This window comes from Peptostreptococcus canis (assembly GCF_014229965.1).
Lineage (GTDB): Bacteria > Bacillota > Clostridia > Peptostreptococcales > Peptostreptococcaceae > Peptostreptococcus > Peptostreptococcus canis.
Map to the genome: position 1 here is coordinate 1 of NZ_JABGBW010000007.1, position 20,942 is coordinate 20,942.

The 20,942-nt window shown below is 30.4% G+C and carries 19 protein-coding genes and 1 riboswitch; of the genes, 17 read left to right on the forward strand and 2 right to left on the reverse strand.

Annotation, left to right across the window (positions count from 1 at the left end; translation table 11 throughout):
* Positions 1-472 (forward strand): AP2/ERF family transcription factor (locus tag HLB29_RS07445; RefSeq protein ID WP_185624546.1); only part of this gene is annotated, 472 nt, incomplete at its 5' end.
* A 374-nt stretch (positions 473-846) separates the two neighbouring features.
* Complete coding sequence (locus HLB29_RS07450; RefSeq protein WP_185624547.1) at positions 847-1,554, forward strand: tRNA threonylcarbamoyladenosine dehydratase; 708 nt, start codon at positions 847-849, stop codon at positions 1,552-1,554.
* A gap of 83 nt (positions 1,555-1,637) precedes the next feature.
* Here HLB29_RS07450 and HLB29_RS07455 read toward each other — a convergent pair whose 3' ends face one another.
* Positions 1,638-2,576, reverse strand: coding sequence for a ComEC/Rec2 family competence protein (locus HLB29_RS07455; protein ID WP_185624548.1), 939 nt, complete (start codon positions 2,574-2,576; stop codon positions 1,638-1,640).
* Positions 2,577-2,907: 331 nt separating this feature from the next.
* Here HLB29_RS07455 and HLB29_RS07460 point away from each other — a divergent pair, with 331 nt between their 5' ends.
* The 4 genes from HLB29_RS07460 (at position 2,908) to holA (ending at position 7,545) form a co-directional block, all read left to right on the forward strand.
* Positions 2,908-3,813: a DUF2156 domain-containing protein gene (locus HLB29_RS07460; protein WP_185624549.1), complete on the forward strand. Its 906-nt coding sequence runs from the start codon at positions 2,908-2,910 to the stop codon at positions 3,811-3,813.
* Positions 3,814-3,829: 16 nt separating this feature from the next.
* On the forward strand, positions 3,830-4,993 hold the full coding sequence (locus HLB29_RS07465) for a GNAT family N-acetyltransferase (RefSeq protein ID WP_185624550.1): 1,164 nt from the start codon (positions 3,830-3,832) through the stop codon (positions 4,991-4,993).
* 177 nt (positions 4,994-5,170) lie between these two features.
* Positions 5,171-6,451 (forward strand): ComEC/Rec2 family competence protein, encoded by a 1,281-nt coding sequence (locus HLB29_RS07470; RefSeq protein ID WP_185624551.1) that lies wholly within the window; start codon positions 5,171-5,173, stop codon positions 6,449-6,451.
* 62 nt (positions 6,452-6,513) lie between these two features.
* Complete coding sequence (gene holA / locus HLB29_RS07475; RefSeq protein WP_185624552.1) at positions 6,514-7,545, forward strand: DNA polymerase III subunit delta; 1,032 nt, start codon at positions 6,514-6,516, stop codon at positions 7,543-7,545.
* Between the two features lie 212 nt (positions 7,546-7,757).
* On the opposite strand, the gene rpsT is transcribed toward holA, so the two are convergent.
* The gene (gene rpsT / locus HLB29_RS07480) at positions 7,758-8,024 is read right to left on the reverse strand and encodes a 30S ribosomal protein S20 (RefSeq protein ID WP_185624553.1); all 267 of its coding nucleotides are present in this window, start codon (positions 8,022-8,024) and stop codon (positions 7,758-7,760) included.
* A 200-nt stretch (positions 8,025-8,224) separates the two neighbouring features.
* On the opposite strand from rpsT, the gene lepA reads away from it, so the two are divergent.
* The 11 genes from lepA to grdC all read left to right on the forward strand — a co-directional run bounded on the left by lepA (position 8,225) and on the right by grdC (position 20,939).
* The gene (gene lepA, locus HLB29_RS07485; protein WP_185624554.1) at positions 8,225-10,030 is read left to right on the forward strand and encodes a translation elongation factor 4; all 1,806 of its coding nucleotides are present in this window, start codon (positions 8,225-8,227) and stop codon (positions 10,028-10,030) included.
* Positions 10,031-10,057: 27 nt separating this feature from the next.
* Entirely contained in the window at positions 10,058-11,365 is a 1,308-nt protein-coding gene (locus tag HLB29_RS07490) for a CCA tRNA nucleotidyltransferase (RefSeq protein WP_185624555.1), read from the forward strand.
* Positions 11,366-11,391: 26 nt separating this feature from the next.
* A complete protein-coding gene (locus HLB29_RS07495; protein ID WP_185624556.1) occupies positions 11,392-12,252 on the forward strand; it encodes a nitroreductase family protein in 861 nt (286 codons plus the stop codon).
* A gap of 127 nt (positions 12,253-12,379) precedes the next feature.
* Positions 12,380-13,525: a radical SAM family heme chaperone HemW gene (gene hemW, locus HLB29_RS07500; protein ID WP_185624557.1), complete on the forward strand. Its 1,146-nt coding sequence runs from the start codon at positions 12,380-12,382 to the stop codon at positions 13,523-13,525.
* 151 nt (positions 13,526-13,676) lie between these two features.
* A riboswitch (glycine riboswitch) is annotated at positions 13,677-13,778 on the forward strand.
* Between the two features lie 102 nt (positions 13,779-13,880).
* Entirely contained in the window at positions 13,881-14,264 is a 384-nt protein-coding gene (locus HLB29_RS07505; RefSeq protein ID WP_185624558.1) for a GrdX family protein, read from the forward strand.
* Positions 14,265-14,585: 321 nt separating this feature from the next.
* Positions 14,586-15,530, forward strand: a complete 945-nt coding sequence (gene trxB / locus HLB29_RS07510) for a thioredoxin-disulfide reductase (RefSeq protein ID WP_185624559.1) — start codon at positions 14,586-14,588, stop codon at positions 15,528-15,530.
* 36 nt (positions 15,531-15,566) lie between these two features.
* Positions 15,567-15,884: a thioredoxin TrxA gene (trxA, locus tag HLB29_RS07515; protein ID WP_185624560.1), complete on the forward strand. Its 318-nt coding sequence runs from the start codon at positions 15,567-15,569 to the stop codon at positions 15,882-15,884.
* A gap of 170 nt (positions 15,885-16,054) precedes the next feature.
* A complete protein-coding gene (locus tag HLB29_RS07520; RefSeq protein ID WP_185624561.1) occupies positions 16,055-17,341 on the forward strand; it encodes a glycine/sarcosine/betaine reductase component B subunit in 1,287 nt (428 codons plus the stop codon).
* A 162-nt stretch (positions 17,342-17,503) separates the two neighbouring features.
* Positions 17,504-17,980: a glycine/sarcosine/betaine reductase complex selenoprotein A gene (gene grdA, locus HLB29_RS07525; protein WP_185624562.1), complete on the forward strand. Its 477-nt coding sequence runs from the start codon at positions 17,504-17,506 to the stop codon at positions 17,978-17,980.
* A gap of 21 nt (positions 17,981-18,001) precedes the next feature.
* Positions 18,002-19,312 carry a glycine reductase complex selenoprotein B gene (grdB, locus tag HLB29_RS07530; RefSeq protein ID WP_185624563.1) on the forward strand — a complete coding sequence of 437 codons (1,311 nt, stop codon included), beginning with the start codon at positions 18,002-18,004 and terminating at the stop codon, positions 19,310-19,312.
* A 94-nt stretch (positions 19,313-19,406) separates the two neighbouring features.
* Positions 19,407-20,939 carry a glycine/sarcosine/betaine reductase complex component C subunit beta gene (gene grdC, locus HLB29_RS07535; RefSeq protein WP_185624564.1) on the forward strand — a complete coding sequence of 511 codons (1,533 nt, stop codon included), beginning with the start codon at positions 19,407-19,409 and terminating at the stop codon, positions 20,937-20,939.
* Positions 20,940-20,942: the final 3 nt, after the last annotated feature.

A 20,942-nucleotide genomic window follows, 5' to 3' on the forward strand; every position in this document is an offset into this window, starting at 1 on the left:
CACTAAAAAACAATTGGATAGAGGATATATCAAAGATTGCGGAAAACATAAATATGAAGATTTAATAGGTAAAAAAGTTGGAGAATTGAAAGTAATTTCATTTAATTATGAGTTAAAAAAATATTTATGTAAGTGTTCTTGCGGTAATGAAACATATGTTACGAGAAGCAATTTACTAAGTAATCATACTCAAAGTTGCGGACATTTAAAAAATGATAGGATTTTAGAATATGTTGACGGAACATTACCTTATAATTTAACATCAAAATTATCTAAAAATAATACAAGCGGTATTAAAGGGGTAAGTAGAACCAGAAATAATAAATGGATTTCGTATATAACCCTTAGAAGAAAGAGGTATACATTAGGTATTTTTGATAAAAAGGAAGATGCGGTATTTGCCAGAGAGAAAGCAGAGAAAGAGAAGTTTGAACCAATAATAAAAAAATCATTGGAAATAAAAAAAACATAATATAATTTAATTATGTTTTTGCTGAATTTTGTCTTTTCATGATAGAAAATATATGATTTTAAAAGTGAGGATTTTTAAAGAATTTAGTGACTCTTTTATATTTTGTATTATTATAAACTATTGTGTATGATATAGTTATAGTATATGTAGCAAAAATAAAAATAGAGAATGAAAATATTATGTGTATCAAATTGAAGGTTATCGTGAAAGCAGAAAAGTTAAGTATCTATTTATTTTTGTAACATATGCTATAATACGTTTATAATAATATGTAATTTAAAATCAATATTGTGAAAATTATAAATTTAAGGATTAATGTAAAAAAAATTCATGTATTACAATTCATATATACATACAAAAATTTTGGAGGAATGATGTTATCAAATTTTAAACAAAGAACAGAAATTATTATAGGAAAGAAAGGAATAGATAAGTTAAATAATGCAAAAGTAATTGTTTTTGGAGTAGGTGGAGTAGGTGGATTTGCAGTTGAAGGACTGGTAAGGGCAGGAATAGGAAATATAACTGTTGTTGACTTTGATATAGTAGATGAAACTAATATAAACAGGCAAATAATAGCCCTCCATTCTACAATAGGAATGGATAAGGTTGAATTGATAAAAAATAGAGCATTGGATATAAATCCAAATTTAAAAATAACGGCTTATAAAATGCTTTATGATGAAACAACATCAGATTTTCTTTTAAACGAAGATTATGATTTTGTAGTTGATGCAATCGATATGGTAAAATCAAAACTACATTTAATAAAAGCCTGTAATCAGAGGGGATTAAAGATAATAAGTTCAATGGGAATGGGGAATAAACTCAATCCCGCACTGATTGAGATAGATGATATAAGTAAAACTGAAATGTGTCCATTGGCAAAAATAGTGAGACGGGAAGTTAGAAAAATGGGAATAAAGAAGTTGAAAGTTGTATACTCCAAAGAAAAACCTTCAACTGTAGCTACAATGGAAACGGACAAAAGTATTAAAAAAGTGAATGGCAGTACATCATTCGTACCTTCAAGTGCAGGACTGTTAATAGCATCGTATATAGTAAATGAATTAATCAAATAGCGTATAAATAGGTATTTATAGCTGTACTTAAATAAAATTAAGCGTATAACTTAAATAGCTTGGATTCAAAAATCGAAAACTATTTATTCGTAAGTATATGGCTTTGATGTATATATTTTTGATTTATCAAAGTAGAATGTCATAGTGCCATTTATGTCGGTTCTATATATTTTACTTTGATGAATTTTAAGAGTACTTAAAACTTCTTTATGTGGATGACCATATGAATTTTTATATCCACATGATATAGTTGAGATTTTTGGTGAAATTTCAGAAATGAATTTATCGCAACTTGAAGTTTTACTACCATGATGCCCGACTTTTAGAAATTCACATCTTGGAAGTTTATATTGAATCATTATTTCATTTTCTATTTCTGAATCAGCGTCTCCGGTAAACATATAATATTTTGAGTCGTTATCCATTAAAAATACTATTGAATTTTGGTTTGCTTCATCATATATTTTTCCAGGAGATAATATATATATTTTAGTTTTTTTTCCAAGGTTTATAACGTCTCCGGAAGAAACTTTTTTAATGGCGATATTTTTTTCGTTGCATACTTGAAATATTTCCATTAACTCATCTGTATTTTTTTTATCGTCAGGCAGAAGTACTTCGCCTACATCAAATTTTTTTGTTACTTTATCTATTCCGCCAATATGATCCGAATCATAATGTGTACCAATAATATAGTCTATTTTTTTAAGATTGCTTTTTTTAAGTTCTCTTATTACATTTCTGGAATACTCTTCCTCGCCGGCATCTATTAGCATGCTTTTGCCATCAGGAGAAATGATTAATGAAGAATCCCCTTGCTCCACGTCTATAATATGTATTTCTAATAAAGTTTTTTTTTCGCAAGATGTGACAGTGATTACAGTTATACTAAGAAAAAATATTAATATTACATATAGAAATTTTTTAAGATTATTGCTAAAGGTAGAAACTTTATTCAATCTTGAAGTTCTATCATATGAAATGTATCTATTTTTTGTTGTAATTTTATTGTTAATTATCATATTTATTACCCACCATATCTATTAAATATTTTATTGATTATTTTTATTTAATCTTTAGTTTGTATAAAGTTTTCAAATAGAATTTAATTTGTAACTTTTTAGTTTACGATTTAAAGTTAAGGGTATAATGAGTGTAGAGAGTATAGTAAACTGTGTATAAACATATAGGAGTTTTATAAAAAAAATAAAACTATATGTTTGAAATAATTATTTTGAAAATAGTTTAGAAAAGATTAAGTATAAAGGTGTACTCTAAGTATTGTAAATAGAAGATAATCAGAGAGTTTAATATATAGAATATATGAGATACACTAAAAAGGGAGTTGTTATTATGGATTTTAAAGAAATAAATATAGATGCAAAGGAGATACTCGATAAATATTTTGAAATGGTTGAATATGAAGCCTGCGAATACTGTTTTAATACATTATTTATGTGGCAGCATGCCTATAAAACATGTTATCATATAGGGGATGGATTTGCAGTTTTGGTTGGTGAACATGATGGGGAATTATTCTCTATTCTTCCACTTGCACCAAAGGAAAAAATACCGGAAGCCATTCAAGCAGCTATAGACTGGTTTGATGCTGATAAAAGCAAGGTATATTTTAGAGGAATCGATTCAAATGTCGTTGGAATGTTAAAAGAAATATATCCTGATAAATTCAGCTATATTGAAGAAAGAGATATATTTGACTATGTCTATGATGCTGAAAAAATGAGGACTTTAAAAGGTCGAAAATTGAGTTCAAAGAGAAATCATATTAATTCTTTTCTTAGGGATTATGAAGGAAGAATTGAAAAAAGATTGCTTACAAAAGAAGATTTTCCACAATGTTTTGAATTGATGGATACTTGGAATGATTCCAAAAATGGAAACGATGAATTTGAAAGCAGTAAAGATGATGAATATATTGGAATTAAAAAACTTTTTGATAATTACGATATATTAAGTGATAAATTAAAAGTATATGGTGTATTTTTAGATGGAAAACTGGAAGCATTTAGTATGGGGGAAAAGATAAATGATAATATGGCATTGGTTCATATTGAAAAGGCGAATCCACAGATAAGAGGTTTGTATCCTTTTATTACTAAATCTTTTCTTGTAGATGAGTTTCCGGATGTTGAATGGGTAAACAGAGAGGAAGATATGGGAGTTGAAGGACTTAGAAAGGCCAAGCTATCGTATTATCCTGAGAGATTTGTTGAGAAGTTCACAGTTAGAGAAGTTTAAAGACTTGAGGTGTATTATGGATATAAGAATTTGTAAATTGAATGAAAAAAATCAGATAAGAAAGATTTGGGAATATTGTTTCAACGATAGTCCTGGGTATGTTGATTTTTATTTTGAGAATAAATTCGATTATAATAATACTATGGTTTTAGATTTAGATGGCAACATCATATCATCAATTCATTTGAATCAGCATACACTTAGAATAAATTCAAAAAAATTTGATGTATCGTATGTCGTTGGAGTATCAACCCTGCCAGAAGCAAGAGGAATGGGGATGATGGATGATTTAATGAAAAAATCTATCCTTGAAATGAAAAATAGGGGACAGATGATATCAATTTTAATGCCGATAGATTTCAGATTATATAGAAAATACGGATATACAAATTGCTATAATATTTTAGTTCAGTCGATAAATATATTTGATTTAAAAAAATTTAAAATCAATGGTACATTTAAGCCGGCTACAGAGAATTCTTTAGAGAATTTAGAAGAAATATATAGATGTCATACATCTAGATTAAATGGATATTCTGTAAGAGATACAAAATACTATAAAGATTTTATAAAAGAGATGTCTGTTGATTCCGGATATTTGTATATCAATTATAGAGGTGACGAGCCTGTTGGATATATTTCGTATTCTATTGACGGAGAAAAATTTATTGTAAGAGAGTGTTATTACAAAGATGTGATTTCATATAAGTCTATTCTGAAATATATTTTCAATCATAATACACAATGTAAATATGTAGAGATTTATTCTGATTTGGAAGATCCACTTATTGACATGCTGGATAATCCAAAAGATTCAACTTTTTCTATCAAGCCGTTTATGATGGCTAGAATATTGGATTTTAAATCCTTTATAAATAGTCTCGAACTGTTTTCTGATAGTTGTAAAGAGGTGAAAATAAAAGTGCATGATAATTATATAGATGATAATAATGGAAAATTCAGGTTATTTGCTGATAATAATTTATTAAAAATCAGTAAATTGGATGATAGTGAAGATTATGAGTTTGAATTTTCTATAGATGAACTTACTTCCATATTTATGGGATATTCTTCTATTGATAGTATAATGATGATGAAAAATATCATGTCCGGCTATGAAAAATTAAGTGAATTAGTTAAAATAAACAGCAAAACTAATCATATAAACGAATATGTGTAAACTAGAAATTATTGCATAATTAGTATCAATGTGCATATATAATTAAATATAATCGATTTCAATAAGTGTGTATAAACACATAAACTAATTAAAATTCCAATTAGTCGCCCTGATTTTAAAGGGTGATTTTTTATTTTTTGACTATATTATTTTAGAATGATATATAGAGGTATATTTATGAGACGATTTGGAATTTTTTTATTGGCAATAACAATTGTTTTTTCAATATACAAAACAAAAAATAATGAATATGATGAATATAGTTTAGAGAATAGTACCGTAGAAGGAATAGTGAGCAATAAGATTGAGAAAAAGAAGAGTATTGAATACTATATTGGCAATACTCTTGTGGTAGATTTAGGTAAAAAAAATAAAAAAATTGAAATAGGGGATAAGGTCGAGATATATGGAAAAAGTCAGAATCTCAATCATTTATTTTTACATGGTTTTGATTATGGTACTTATTTAAGAAGTAAAGGGATAGATAGAAGCATAGTAATTTCAAACTATAAAGTGAATGGAAGTGATAATTTCTACTATAACTTAGGTAGTCTAAAAAAATATATTATAAAGTCGAATAGAATGATATATAAAGAAAATTCTGATTTACTAAATGCCATTTTAGTGGGTGATAAAACTGGTATCGATAATGAATATAGATATTTGTTTTTGGATTCCGGCACAAGCCATATAATGGCGATTTCCGGACTTCATATAGGCATCATAATAGGTATTTTAACACTTGTTTTTGGAAGAATTAATACCTTTAAAAAACTTGCTTTAATTTCTTCTGTTTTATATATGTACAATTTATTAGTTGGAGGAGGATGCTCAATCACCAGGGCTATTATTTTATATGTAATAGTTTGTTTTTGTTCTTTATTAGATAAGAGAGTAGATATAATAAACATTTTATCAATAATGGCTAGTATAATACTGTTAGGAAATCCCTATGTTATATATAATATTTCTTTTCAGCTCAGCTATTTATCAATGATTTCCATTGTTATTTTTATGAAATATATAGATAAATATATGTATTCAAAAATAATATCAGGAACCATTGCATCGAGCATTTTAACGGGACCGATTATTCTATATTACTTCAATTCCTATTCATTAGTGTCTATAATGGGGAATTTAGTTATGATTCCTATTATTGGTTTGATTATTATTTTAGATGTATTTTCTTTATTATTGTTTTATTTGTGGGAAGAAATTGGAATAATAATCGCGAAGATAAATTCAGAGATTATAAATACAAGTTTATATTTACTATCGAAAATAGGGAATGATGGTGCTAATACAATTGAGTTTAAAAATATAGATTTAAAAGTTTTATTAATATATTACCTGTTTATATTCTCTTTAGTTAAGTATTTAGAGATAAAATATATCAATAAAAATAAATTTCTTGGGAAAAAGGTTAATTCTTTAGAAAAGCTATCAAAGATGTGATATAATATATCTTGCACTGAAATTGCTTTTGAGTAATTAGGTGACTTAGCCTGGAGGTAGTTATGGAAAGAAATAAATTGATAGAACAACTTGAAGAGGAAAAATATCAAAATTTATATTTTATTTTTGGTAGAGAGGCATACCTTATTGAGGAAGTTCAAGAATTATTTAAAAAAATAGTAAACACCGATATGGCAGATTTCAATTTGTCTGTGCTTGATGGAAAAGAAACTAATATTGAACAACTTATATCTTCAGTTGAGACTTTACCTTTTATGGCTGAGAAGAGAGTATTAATTATAAAAGATTTTGAGCTATTTAAAGGAAAAAGAAAAAACTTTTCTGAAGAAGATGAAAAAATTCTTGTTTCATTGATAGAAAATATACCGGAAACTACCATTTTGGTATTTATTTCTTATGGTGAAGTTGATAAAAAAAGAAAAATCTATAAAGTCGTAGAGAAAAATGGCATAATATGTGAAATGAAAAAAATGGAAGATATTTCGCTATTAAATTGGTGTAAAGAAGAATTCATAAGCCAAAATATACAAATTACTAACTCAGTTGTTACATATTTTATTGAGATGACAGGGTATAGAGATAGAAATTCTGATATGACTTTGTCTGATATGAAAAATGAGATTAGAAAATTATCATCATATATAGGGAGTAATGGTATTTTAGATAAAAATGTTGTAGATGAACTACTTAAATCCAAGTCAGAAAATGATATTTTTCAACTTATTGATTTAATTGGAAATAAGAATTCAGCAAGATCTGTAAAAGTATTGAATGATATGCTTGATAATGGAGAATCTGTACTAGGAGTATTTGCGATGTTGTCAAAACAATTTAGTCAAATAATTCAAGTTAAGACATTGCAGGAGAAAAAAATGCCTCAAAATATCATTAAAGATACATTACAGCTACATCCATATGCAATGAATAAATTAATGAGACAATCCAGAAATTTTAGTGATGAGATATTAATTGACATAATTAATTATATAATGGAATCAGATTTTAAAATTAAGCAAGGAAAAATGGATGATAGAATAGCAGCGGAAATTTTTATAGCTAAATATTGTAGATAATTAGTATATTAATAAAATTAATATTAAAATAAAGTTGCTTTTCATATAATAAAGTCTGATATTATTTATTATAATACTAGATAAAAAAAGAAATGGGAGAACCCATTTCTTTTTTTATCTAGTATTTTCAAACGTTTGACACACGAGATAACAATCTATCCGTAGCGTTGTCTAATATATAATACCCGTCGATATTATATTCTCACGCACATTTAAGCGTTCATAGAGTTTAATCTGTTAGCTAGCTTAGATACCTTTCTATCAGCAGCATTTTTGTGAATAGTTCCTTTAGAAGCAACCTGGTATATTTTTTTCTGAGCTAACTGGAATTTTGCTGTAGCTTCTTCTTTATTTCCAGCTTCTACAGCTTCATCAAATCTTCTTATAGCAGTTTTTATCTGAGATTTTCTTACTCTATTTAAAGCAGTTTTCTTTTCAATAACACCGATTCTTTTCTTAGCAGACTTAATATTTGCCATTCAATTCACCTCCTTAGATATATTGTAAATTCATAATCAACATACATCATTTTAACAGAACTATAAGTAAAAATCAAGATAAAAGTTGATTTTTAAGAAAAAAAATACGATTTTTTATTTCTTTTATTTACGTTGACTTAAAATTAAAGTAAAATATAGAGTGATAGATTATGTAAATTTTTTAAAAGGAGGATCTTTTATTGACAAGTAGACAAAGTAAAACAAGAAATTTTAGTATAATTGCACATATAGATCATGGAAAGTCAACTCTTGCAGATAGATTAATTCAAAATACAGGTTTGGTTTCTGAAAGAGATATGAAATCACAATTGTTGGATAATATGGAATTAGAACGTGAAAGAGGAATCACAATTAAATTACAAAATGTGAGATTGAAATATACTGCAGATGATGGTGAGACATATTATCTTAATTTGATAGATACTCCGGGGCATGTTGATTTCAATTATGAAGTATCTAGGAGCTTAGCAGCCTGTGAGGGAGCTTTATTAGTTGTGGATGCTGCTCAAGGTGTGGAAGCTCAAACTCTGGCTAATGTATATTTAGCATTGGAGCAGGATCTTGAAATATTACCGGTAATAAATAAAATTGATTTACCGAGTGCAAGACCGGACTATGTAAAACATGAGATAGAGGATCTTATAGGACTTGATTGTAGTGAAGCACCATTGATTTCTGCTAAAAACAATATCAATACTGAAGATGTACTTGAGGCTATTGTAAGGCATATTCCGCCACCACAGGGCGATTCTTCAGCGCCTTTAAAGGCATTGATCTTTGATTCTTATTATGATGCGTATAAAGGTGTTGTGGCATATGTCAGAGTATTTGAAGGCACAGTTAAAAAAGGTATGACTATAGAAATGATGAATACCAAAAAGAAGTTTGAGGTAACTGAAGTGGGAGTGATGGCTCCTAATCCTACTGAACTTTCAGATCTTACTGCAGGTGATGTGGGATATATTGCTGCTAGTATAAAAGATATTAGAAGTTGTAGAGTCGGTGATACTATTACAGATGCTGATAACAGAACAGCAGAATCTTTGCCGGGCTATAAAAAAGCAACTCCTATGGTGTATTGTGGGGTTTATCCGGGAGAAGGAGAGAAGTACGAAAATGTTAGAGATGCTTTAGAAAAACTACAAATAAATGATGCGGCACTTGAATTTGAGTCCGAATCATCTGCTGCGTTGGGATTTGGTTTCAGATGTGGTTTTTTAGGATTACTACATATGGAAATAATACAGGAGAGGTTAGAAAGAGAATTTGATTTGAATATTATTACTACTGCACCTTCTGTAATATATAGGGTAACGAAACTTGATGGAGAAGTATTGATGATACAAAATCCTGCTAATTTACCGCCTGTTGTAGAAATTAAAACTATTGAAGAACCTATAGTAAATAGTGATATTATCGTCCCTAAAGATTATGTTGGAGTTGTAATGGAATTATGTCAAGAGAGACGAGGAATTATGAAAGATATGGAGTACATTGATGACATAAGAGTAATGCTGCATTATGAACTTCCTTTGAATGAGGTTATCTATGATTTCTTTGATGCACTTAAATCCAGAACAAGAGGATACGGTTCTATAGACTATGAAATAAAAGGTTATGTGGTATCCAACCTTGTAAAGATGGATATTTTAATAAACAAAGAACAAGTAGATGCATTAAGTTTTATAATACATGAGTCGAGAGCCTTTGTAAGAGGAAAGGCGATGTGTGAAAAACTCAAGGAAGAAATTCCAAGACATCAGTTCCCGGTACCAATACAGGCTGCGGTAGGAAATAAAATAATAGCAAGAGAAACAGTGGCAGCATATAGAAAAGACGTACTGGCTAAATGTTATGGTGGAGATATATCTAGAAAGAGAAAACTTCTTGAAAAGCAGAAAGAAGGTAAAAAGAGAATGCGTCAGATTGGTAATGTAGAGGTTCCACAAAAGGCGTTTATGTCTGTCTTAAAGCTGGATGACTAGTATATTAAATAAAGAAAAGGTGATATTTTGCTAATTAAAATAGAAAAAGGTGCAAAGTATATAATAGAAAAAATAATAGAAAGCGGTTTTGAAGCATTTATAGTAGGTGGTTGTGTGAGAGATTCAATAATGGGAAGAAAACCAAATGATTGGGATATTACAACAAGTGCAAAGCCACAGGATATAATGTCTATTTTTAAAAAAACAATACCGACAGGAATCGCTCATGGAACAGTAACTGTAATGATTGATAAAGTTGGCTATGAAGTTACTACTTATAGGATTGATGGCGAATATAGTGATATGAGAAGACCTGAATCTGTAAAGTTTAGTGATAATATAATAGATGATTTATCTAGACGTGACTTCACAGTTAATGCTATGGCATATAATGATAAAAAGGGGCTAATAGATATATTTGGTGGTTTGGACGATATTAATAAAAAGAAAATAAGATGTGTTGGAAATCCGGAGTTGAGGTTTAATGAAGACGCATTGAGGATAATTAGAGCTATAAGATTCTCTGCAAAACTAGGATTTTCTATTGACGATAATACCTATAAATCTATGTTAAAAAATGCCGATAATATAAAAAAAGTATCAATTGAAAGAATAACATCAGAGTTTGAGGGGATTATAAAATACTCCCCTTGTGCTTTGACAATATTAAATGAGTTAGGGGTTTGTAAATGGTTGTTTGATGGATTTGATTTTTCTGAAGAAAGTATTACGAACGCACAAAATATAATAAATATATATAAGAAAACGAATACAGATGATACATATATAAATGAAAATTATGAGTTTGGTGATATATTTTCTATTGAAAATGCGAAATATATTAATGTGCTTACTAGGGCTGTATGCTTTGGTCATATTGACAATTATATTCTCATCAATATATTAAGAAAGTTGAGATATTCTAATAAAGATATTGTAAATACTAAAAAGATTCATAGCATATATTTAAATGAAAAATATGATGCTTTATCAGATGAAAATATTAATAAAAATACAATGCGGGTAATGATGAAAGAAATTATGAGAGATTTAGAAGATATATTACTGTCAAAATATGCGATTTATTCAAAGTTTATTAAAAAAAATCAAAATCTTGGTTTATGTTTTGCTATATTTAATGATATAATAGAATCAGGAGAATGTTTTTCTATTTCTCATTTACAAATTAATGGTAGAGATGTTATTGAAAACGATATCGCTAAGGGACCGGAGATAGGGGAATTATTAAATTATCTGCTTGATTATGTGATTAAAAATCCCAAGGCAAATAAAAAGGAAGAACTATTAAATTTGGCGAGAAATAGATATAATTAATTTACTATTACTTGGAGGTATATATTATGGATTATAAGTCATTGATTGTTAAAGGAAAGTCGGTAAGAAATTTTAAAGAAACACCAGTTGATGCTAAACTTTTAGGTGAGCTAGAAAATTTTGTTGCTAATTGCAAAAAATTAGTTTCATCAATTGATGTTGAAGTTAGATTTTTTGCAGGAGATGATTCATACAAAAGACTATATGGTATAGCAGGTTACCAGGGAGTTATGATAGAAGCTCCAAACTATATGGTATTGCTTTCAGAAGACAAACCACAACATATTGAAAATGCCGGGTATATTGGTGAAAGAACAATATTAAAAGCCAGAGATTTAGGAATAGATAGTTGTTGGGTATCTTACACTAACCAAGCTATGATAAAAACAACTTTGGGAATTGAATCAGATAAGGAAGTGGTAGCTTTAATAGCACTTGGATATGATTCAAATATCAAGCATGTGGAAGGTGCAGGAAAAGCCGGAAGTAATTATTCAAAATCGAAACTATCAGTAGGAAATGTAGGATCAGATAGAATTTCTATTGAAGAGATGGTATATATAGATAAGTGGGGAAATGCAGCCAGTTCAGAATTATTGGAAGAGAGAGCCCTACTTGATGCTTTTTCATATGCTAGAATGGCTCCGTCAGCATTAAACAAACAGCCATGGAGATTCATTGTAGATGGTGGAAAAGTTATTCTTGCTATAAATAATGAAAACTATAGTGGTAGCTATGTCAATAAAATTGATGCTGGAATAGTAATGTTATATTTTGGTGTGATACTTGATGTAACAATGTTTGATTCTAAATGGGGATTCGATAAACTTGACAAGGATTATGGAATACCATCAAACTATACAGTAGTAGGATACTGTAATATATAAATTAATTGCAAAATTTAATAGATAGTTAAATATAAAAAGAGAAACTGTGTTATAATATTTTAGTGTTAGGATATAGTTTCTTTTTTATTTTGAAATTAAGTAAAATGAAAAGTTTGAAAGGTACATTATGAAAACAAGGGGTTTATATGTTCATATTCCATTTTGTGCAAAAAAATGTAATTATTGTGATTTTACATCTTATGTATATAATGGAAATGAATTAGGTGAAAGAATAAATAGCTATTTAGATAGTGTTGAAAAAGAGATAGAGTTCTATAAAAATTTGGATGATGATAATATAGAGACAATTTTTATAGGTGGTGGAACACCTTCAATTCTTAATGAAGAACAATTGGAAAAACTTTTTAAAATTATAAATAAAAATGTGAATCTTGAAAAAATTAGAGAATATACAATAGAATGTAATCCAGGAACACTGACTATTGAAAAAATGAAAGTTATGAAAAAAGGCGGTGTAAATAGATTAAGTATAGGATTGCAAGCAATTCAGGAAAAACATTTAAGTTTTATGGGGAGAGTACACAATTTAAGTGATTTTGAAGAAAGTTATATCAATGCGAGAAAAATGGGGTTTGATAATATTAATGTCGATTTAATTTTTGCATTTGATGGTCAGAGTTTTGAAGATTGGAAAGCAACTGTTGACTATGTTATAAAATTAGGAGTAGAACATATTTCAGCATATTCTTTGATTATAGAAGAAAATACGAAATTCTATAGATTATTTGAAGAGGGGAAATTAGAAATACCGGAAGATGATTTATATATTAAAATGTATAGGTACACAGTTGAGAAATTAAAAGAAAATGGATATATACAGTATGAAATCTCCAATTATTCAAAAGAAAATAGAAACTGTATACATAATATTAATTACTGGGAATGTGGAGAATATTATGGTATAGGTGTGGGTGCTTCGGGCTATATAAATGGAAAAAGATATACTAATTTTAAAGATATAGAGATATATAATAAGAAATGTTTTAATGGCATAAAACCGATTAATTTTGAGGAAAAAATATCAAGAATGGATAAATTTAATGAAAAATTAATGTTAGGTCTAAGAATGAACTCTGGAATAGATGAAAAAATCGTAGATATACTTACGAATGAAGAAAAAAACTTTTTTAACGAAAGTATAAATAAATATAAAAGACGAGGGTTGATTGGATTTTCACAAGAAAAAAAATATTATTTGACACAAAAAGGAAGAGAAATATCAAATTCTATAATAATTGATTTAATGATATGAGTATATATAGATAAAACTATTAAAAAGGATTTTATCATAGAAATTTTATATAGTGTAAATAGATATTCTTTATCGAAAATAATCTTGATTTTATAAATAGATATAATGTATAATGAGGATGTAGATTATAAGAAAAGTAAATATGTTACGGGCGATAATTCTATGAGAGAGCTTTATGCCACCGAAGGGACAAGTAATGTTTACAGTCAAAAAATATTATGAATTTCTCAGGTAAAAGGAGTAGGATTGGACGTATCTCTGAAAAAATATGACAGGGGAATAAAGTGACTACTTTATTCCCCTTTTTTATTACGAAAGATGTGGTAAAATTTAAATTATTCGGAAAGGTAAACAAATGCTTTTAATTACAAATAATAAAAAGTTTTTCGAAATACAAGAGTATCTTGAAAGTAACAATATAGAACTTTTGTACGATGATATAGATTATATAGGTATCTTGGAAAAATGTAGAAATTTAATTCATCAGGGATATGAAATGTTGACTCATCCATTATATGGGAGTGTTAAACCAAATGAAACTATTTATAGAAGTATTGTTTTGAGTAAAGGGAAATCGCTTGACTATATATCTTTAGGGCTTATAGAAGAGGCAATTGAAACTGCAAAAAAATTTAATAAAAATAAAAATACACCTCTTTGGATTGAGAGCGTAAAAGAAGATTTTAGAGTTATTGATTTTGACTTAATAAGTAAAACGATTAACAGAATAATAAATTAAATAGTATAATTATTAAGCAAGAAATTATAAAGAATATGGAACAATATTAAAATATATAGATAAGATATTAAAAATGTATAAAAGTATATAAATTAAAGTATATAAATTAAGATATTAAAAATAAATAAGCGAAGAAAAAATAGATAAAAAATAATAAGTTGAATATACAGAATATTTAATCTAATAAAAAGCTTTTTAATAATCTGAAAAGATTAATCTCAACTATTTGACTGTATTTTGACAATACGGATAACCAGAAATGGATATCTGATAATATATTTTAGCAATGATTAAAACTAATGTTTTATGTGGAGGTAAACAATGGAAAATATTTATGATTTACTTATCATAGGCGGTGGACCAGCAGGTCTGTCTGCGGGATTATACGGGGCAAGAGGTAAATTGAAAACTCTTATTCTCGAAAAACAAAAAAATGGTGGACAGATTGTAATAACTCACCAAGTTGATAATTACCCTGGTTCAATAGAAAATGCGACTGGACCATCTTTGACAGCTAGAATGGTTGAACAGGCAAAAGCTTTTGGATGTGAGATAGAAAGAGGAGATGTAGTTGAATTTGATTTTGAAGGTGATATCAAAATAGTTAAAACTGCAGATAAAGAATATCAAGCTAAAGCTGTCATAATTGCTACAGGTGCAAATCCGAGAAAAATGGGATGCCCGGGTGAAGCAGAACTTACTGGAAAAGGGGTGTCGTACTGTGCAACTTGTGATGCAGATTTCTTTGAAGATTTTGAAGTATTTGTAATCGGTGGAGGAGATAGTGCTATCGAAGAAGCTATGTACCTTACTAAATTCGCTAGAAAGGTAACAGTTGTTCATAGAAGACAGGGATTTAGATGTGCACCATCGGCTATCGAAAGGGCAAGAGCTAACCCGAAGATTGATTTCTTATTGGATACAGTAGTAGAAGAGGTAAAAGGTGACGGAATTTTAGAATCAATAGTATTCAAGAATAAAATTACAGGTGAAATTACTGAATATTTTGCAGATGAAGAAGATGGAACTTTTGGCTGTTTTGTATTTATCGGATATGTTCCTGAAACAGAAATGTTTAGAGATGTTCTAGAATGTGATGAAATAGGATATTTTATAGCGGGCGATGATACTACAACTAAAATACCGGGGGTATTTGTAGCCGGCGACTGTAGACAAAAAGAAGTAAGACAGGTTGTCACAGCCACAAGCGACGGAGCAGTTGCAGCAGTAATGGCTGAAAGATATATAGCAAGTAAATTTGAGTAACTTTAAAAAAGTATTTTAATTTAGGAGGTAACGAAAATGTTAGAACTTACAAAAGATAATTTCGAAGCAGAAGTATTGGAAAGTGAAGGGTATATATTTGTTGACTTTTGGAGTCAGGGATGTGAACCTTGTAAAGCATTAATGCCAGATGTGCATAAACTAGCAGAACAATATGGTGATAAGATTAAGTTTTGTTCTATGGATATAACTAAAGCCAGAAGACTTGCTATTAAGCAAAAAGTATTAGGACTTCCAACTATGACTATGTATAAAGATGGAGAAAAGGTTGAAGAAATAACTAAAGATGACGCAAATATAGCAAATATTGAAGCTATGATAAAGAAGTATTATTAAAATGTTTATCCACTTAATTAAATAAGTATTGCATCTGCTTATTTAATATTAATTTTTCAAAGACTGGGACCAAAAGATCCCCTTTTGGTCTCGGTCAACATATCAAAGTTTTGACAAAATATTTATTAATAATATTATTATATTAAATTATTTTTTATAGGAGGTAACCTATGCGTCTTGAAATAGGCAAAATCTTCATAAATGACATTCAGTTTGCTGATGTTACGAAGATAGAAAATGGTGTTTTATTTGTAAACAAAGAAGAAATGATAAGTGCTATATGGGAAGATGAGCACATTGCTTCAGTTAACCTGGATATTGCTAGACCAGGTGAAAGTGTAAGAATCACTCCAGTTAAAGATGTAATTGAGCCAAGAGTAAAGGTTGAAGGAAAAGGAGGAATTTTTCCAGGTGTTCTTTCAAAAGTCGATACTGTTGGTGAGGGAAGAACTCACGTACTTAAAGGAATGGCAGTAGTGACTACAGGTAAAATTGTTGGTTTCCAGGAAGGTATAATTGATATGACTGGTTTAGGAGCAGAATATACTCCTTTTTCAAAAACTGTGAATCTTGTATTGATAGCTGAACCTAAAGAAGGAGTTAAGCAGCATGACCATGAAAAATCAGTGAGATTTTTAGGTTTTAAAGCTGCTAAATACCTTGGAGAATTAGCTAAAGAAATTGAAGTGGATGAAGTAGTAAACTATGAAACTAAGCCATTATTAGAACAGATAGCTGAATATCCTGAGCTTCCAAAAGTTGGATATGTATATATGCTTCAGACACAAGGATTATTACATGATACTTATGTATATGGTGTAGATGCAAAGCAAATAGTTCCTACGTTACTATACCCGACTGAAATAATGGATGGTGCAATTGTTTCGGGTAATTGTGTGTCAGCTTGTGACAAAAATCCTACCTACGTTCATTTAAACAATGGAGTAATTGAGGAATTATATGCCCAGCACGGTAAATCAATTAATTTCTTGGGAGTAATTATTACAAATGAAAACGTATATCTTGCAGATAAAGAAAGATCTTCAAATTGGACTTCTAAGCTTTGTAAGTATTTAGGCCTAGACGCAGTAATTGTTTCTCAGGAAGGTTTTGGAAATCCAGACACTGACTTAATAATGAATTGCAAAAAAATTGAAACAGAAGGCGTTAAAACTGTAATAGTTACAGATGAATATGCTGGTAGGGATGGGGCTTCTCAGTCGCTAGCAGATGCTGATGCAAAGGCTGACGCGGTTGTAACTGGAGGTAACGCAAATGAATATGTAGTATTACCAAAACTCGATAAGGTGATAGGACATATAGAGTTCGTTAATATAATTGCTGGTGGTAATGAAAATTCTCTAAGAGAAGACGGGTCAATAGAAGTAGAAATTCAGACAATAACTGGAGCTACAAATGAAACTGGATTCGGGTATTTATCAGCAAAGACATTCTAATTTAAAAAGACATTTTTCTTGTATAAAGCTGAAGGTATGTTAAAGCTAAATATAATACATACATTTGAAGATATTACTTATTAATCCTATTAAATTAGGAAAATCAATCAGGGCTACATCGATTTCAAAATGCCCAAATAAATAATTAAGGAGAAGATTGTTATGACAACTTTAAATAATAAAAAAGTTATTATAATCGGTGACAGAGACGGTATACCTGGTCCTGCTATCGAAGAATGTGTAAAAACAGTTGACGGTGTAGAGGTAGTTTTCGCATCTACTGAATGCTTCGTCTGAACAGCTGCTGGGGCTATGGACCTGGAAAATCAGAACAGGGTAAAAGATGCTGCCGAAAAATTCGGAGCAGAAAATGTTGTGGTTTTATTAGGTGCCGCTGAAGCCGAAGCTGCAGGTCTTGCAGCTGAAACAGTAACAGCAGGTGATCCGACATTTGCCGGACCTCTTGCAGGTGTAGAATTGGGATTAAGCGTATTCCATGTTGTAGAAGAAGAAATAAAGGAACAGTTTGATGAATCAGTTTATGAAGAGCAGATAGGAATGATGGAAATGGTCCTTGACTGTGATGAAATAGCTGAAGAAATGTCAAGTATAAGAAGCGAATTCTGTAAATATTTATAAGATTCCATGGGAGGTAAAATAATGTCAAAAATTAGAGTAGTTCATTATGTTAACCAATTCTTTGCGGGAATAGGTGGAGAAGAAAAAGCTGACGTTGAGCCAAAAATAATGGAAGCACTTCCTCCGGTTAGTGTACAGTTACAAGGAAAATTAGGTGATGAATTTGAGGTAGTTGCTACAGTAGTTTGTGGTGACGGATATTTCAACGAAAATATAGATGAAGCAAGTGAAGAAATATTGTCTATGGTTAAGGGATTTGATCCTCAGTTATTTATTGCTGGACCGGCATTTAATGCAGGTAGATATGGTGTTGCTTGTGGAACAATAACAAGTGTCGTTAAAAATAAATTAAATATACCATGTTTAACGGGTATGTATGTTGAAAATCCTGGAGTTGATATGTATAAGAAAGAACTTTACATAGTTGAAACTTCAAATTCGGCTGCAGGTATGAGAAAAGCCCTTCCAAAAATGGCGAGTCTAGCTGCCAAACTGGCTAAAGGAGAAGTAGTTGGATCTCCTGAAGAAGAAGGATATATACAAAAAGGTATAAGGGTAAATTTCTTTGCGAAAGAAAGAGGATCTAAAAGAGCTGTTGATATGCTGATCAAAAAAATAAATGGTGAAGAATTCGTAACTGAATATCCAATGCCTAATTTTGATAGAGTAGATCCAAATCCGGCTATCAAAGATATTTCCAAGTGCACAGTAGCACTTTGTACTTCTGGTGGTATAGTTCCAAAAAGCAATCCGGATAGAATTGAATCTTCTAATGCTACTAAATATGGTGAATATTGCATTGAGGGAGTTTTAGATCTTACTGAAGAAGGTTGGGAGACTGCTCATGGTGGATATGATCCATCATATGCAAATGTCGATTCAGATAGAGTTTTACCGGTTGATGTACTAAGAGACCTTGAAAAAGAAGGTGTAATAGGTAAACTTCACAATAAATTTTATACGACTGTAGGTAATGGTACAGCTGTTGCCTCTGCTAAGGCATTTGCTGCTGAGTATGCTCAAAAATTAAAAGCTGATGGTGTTGATGCTGTTATTATGACTTCTACATGAGGTACTTGTACTCGTTGCGGTGCAACGATGGTAAAAGAAATAGAGAGAGCTGGTTTACCTGTAGTTCACATGTGTACGGTTGTTCCTATTTCATTGACAGTTGGTGCAAACAGAATAGTTCCAACGATAGCTATACCTCATCCTCTTGGAAATCCGGCACTAGATTCCGCTGAGGAAAAATCTCTAAGAAGAAAGTTGGTAGAAAAGGCTCTTAAAGCTTTGACTACTGAAGTGGATGGTCAAACTGTTTTTGAAGACTAATCAAATAATATAGCTATTCATATTGGTACACGTAGAACTATTTCTATGTGTACCAATATTGGTATATAAATTAATATAAATGGAGGTAATAATTATGTCATTCCCAGTATTCAAAGGTGCAGGATATGTGTTAATTCACACTCCTGACATGATTATCAAAAATGGTACTACTTGTACTGTCGAACAGGAAGTTAATCCAGACTCCGATTTCTTAAAAGAAGTTGGAAGTAGAATCAGAAGTTATGAGGAAGTTGTAAACTATTTGCCAAATCAAGTATATATAGGTAATGAAAGACCGGAAATTCTTGCTGATAAAAAGCTACCTTGGTGTGAAATAGAAAATAAAGGTGAAAGAAGAGGAAAGTTTGGACAAATAGTTCCTCAAAATGAATTTCTTGCTTTGATGCAAATTTCAGATGCTTTCGAGTTGGTTAAATTATCCGAAGAATTTGTAGAATCAGTAAGACCTGCAATAGAGTCAAATTACCCTGAGTTAGAACCTTTCTTTGGTTTACTAAAAGGAACGGATATCTCGGATGCGGAGGAATTGCTGACTTCTCATGTAGCGCAAGGATTATATCATGAGGACAAATTAGTAGGATATGTAAAAAGAGCTCACGATGTAGATGTGAATTTAAATGCACATACTATGTTTGAAAATCTGGTAGTTAAGGCTTCAGGTGTAGTTTCTGCATTAGAGTTACTTAGAAGTTCAGAAATAAATAAAGATGAAATAGATTATGTAATAGAATGTTCTGAAGAGGCTTGTGGTGATATGAACCAGAGAGGTGGAGGAAACTTTGCAAAATCTATAGCCGAAATGGCCGGTATGACAAATGCTACCGGTTCTGACACAAGAGGATTTTGTGCTGGCCCATCTCATGCGTTAATAAACGCTGCTGCCTTGGTGAAAGCCGGTGTATATAAAAATGTAATGGTAGTAGCAGGTGGTGCTTCAGCAAAATTAGGTATGAATGCAAAAGACCATATTAAGAAAGGGCTTCCGGTGTTAGAGGATGTTGTAGGCGGATTCGCTGTTTTGATATCTGAAAATGATGGTGTAAATCCAGTAATAAGAACAGATTTAGTTGGAAAGCATACAGTAGGTACAGGTTCTGCACCGCAAGCTGTAATGACTGCTTTGATTACTCAGGGATTAGATAAAGCGGGATTGAAGATACCGGACGTGGATGTATTTTCAGTGGAAATGCAAAATCCTGATATAACTAAGCCAGCCGGAGCAGGTAATGTTCCGGAAGCCAATTACAAAATGATAGGTGCACTTGCAGTAACAAGAGGAGAAATTGAGAAGAAAGAATTAAAGAACTTTATAGCAAATCACGGTCTTCCTGGATGGGCGCCAACTCAGGGGCACATTCCATCAGGTGTACCGTATGTAGGATTTTTAATTGATGATTTAACAACTGGTAATAAGAATAGAGCCATGATAGTTGGTAAGGGTAGTTTATTCCTTGGTAGAATGACTAATTTGTTTGATGGCGTGTCTTTTATAGCCGAGAGAAATCAGGGAATTGCTGAGGAAGTAACTTCAATTTCCAAGGATGAAATAAGAAAAATAATTGCAGAATCAATGAGAAATATCGCCCTTGATATGATAGAAGAATAGGGG

Coding starts and splice junctions, on each gene's coding strand:
- hemW (WP_185624557.1), top strand. CDS start 12,380: ATGAAAACAAGGGGTTTATATGTTCATATTCCATTTTGTGCAAAAAAA.
- HLB29_RS07505 (WP_185624558.1), top strand. CDS start 13,881: ATGCTTTTAATTACAAATAATAAAAAGTTTTTCGAAATACAAGAGTAT.
- HLB29_RS07520 (WP_185624561.1), top strand. CDS start 16,055: ATGCGTCTTGAAATAGGCAAAATCTTCATAAATGACATTCAGTTTGCT.
- HLB29_RS07465 (WP_185624550.1), top strand. CDS start 3,830: ATGGATATAAGAATTTGTAAATTGAATGAAAAAAATCAGATAAGAAAG.
- rpsT (WP_185624553.1), bottom strand. CDS start 8,024: ATGGCAAATATTAAGTCTGCTAAGAAAAGAATCGGTGTTATTGAAAAG.
- HLB29_RS07455 (WP_185624548.1), bottom strand. CDS start 2,576: ATGATAATTAACAATAAAATTACAACAAAAAATAGATACATTTCATAT.
- holA (WP_185624552.1), top strand. CDS start 6,514: ATGGAAAGAAATAAATTGATAGAACAACTTGAAGAGGAAAAATATCAA.
- HLB29_RS07470 (WP_185624551.1), top strand. CDS start 5,171: ATGAGACGATTTGGAATTTTTTTATTGGCAATAACAATTGTTTTTTCA.
- grdC (WP_185624564.1), top strand. CDS start 19,407: ATGTCATTCCCAGTATTCAAAGGTGCAGGATATGTGTTAATTCACACT.
- trxA (WP_185624560.1), top strand. CDS start 15,567: ATGTTAGAACTTACAAAAGATAATTTCGAAGCAGAAGTATTGGAAAGT.
- trxB (WP_185624559.1), top strand. CDS start 14,586: ATGGAAAATATTTATGATTTACTTATCATAGGCGGTGGACCAGCAGGT.
- HLB29_RS07495 (WP_185624556.1), top strand. CDS start 11,392: ATGGATTATAAGTCATTGATTGTTAAAGGAAAGTCGGTAAGAAATTTT.
- HLB29_RS07460 (WP_185624549.1), top strand. CDS start 2,908: ATGGATTTTAAAGAAATAAATATAGATGCAAAGGAGATACTCGATAAA.
- HLB29_RS07450 (WP_185624547.1), top strand. CDS start 847: ATGTTATCAAATTTTAAACAAAGAACAGAAATTATTATAGGAAAGAAA.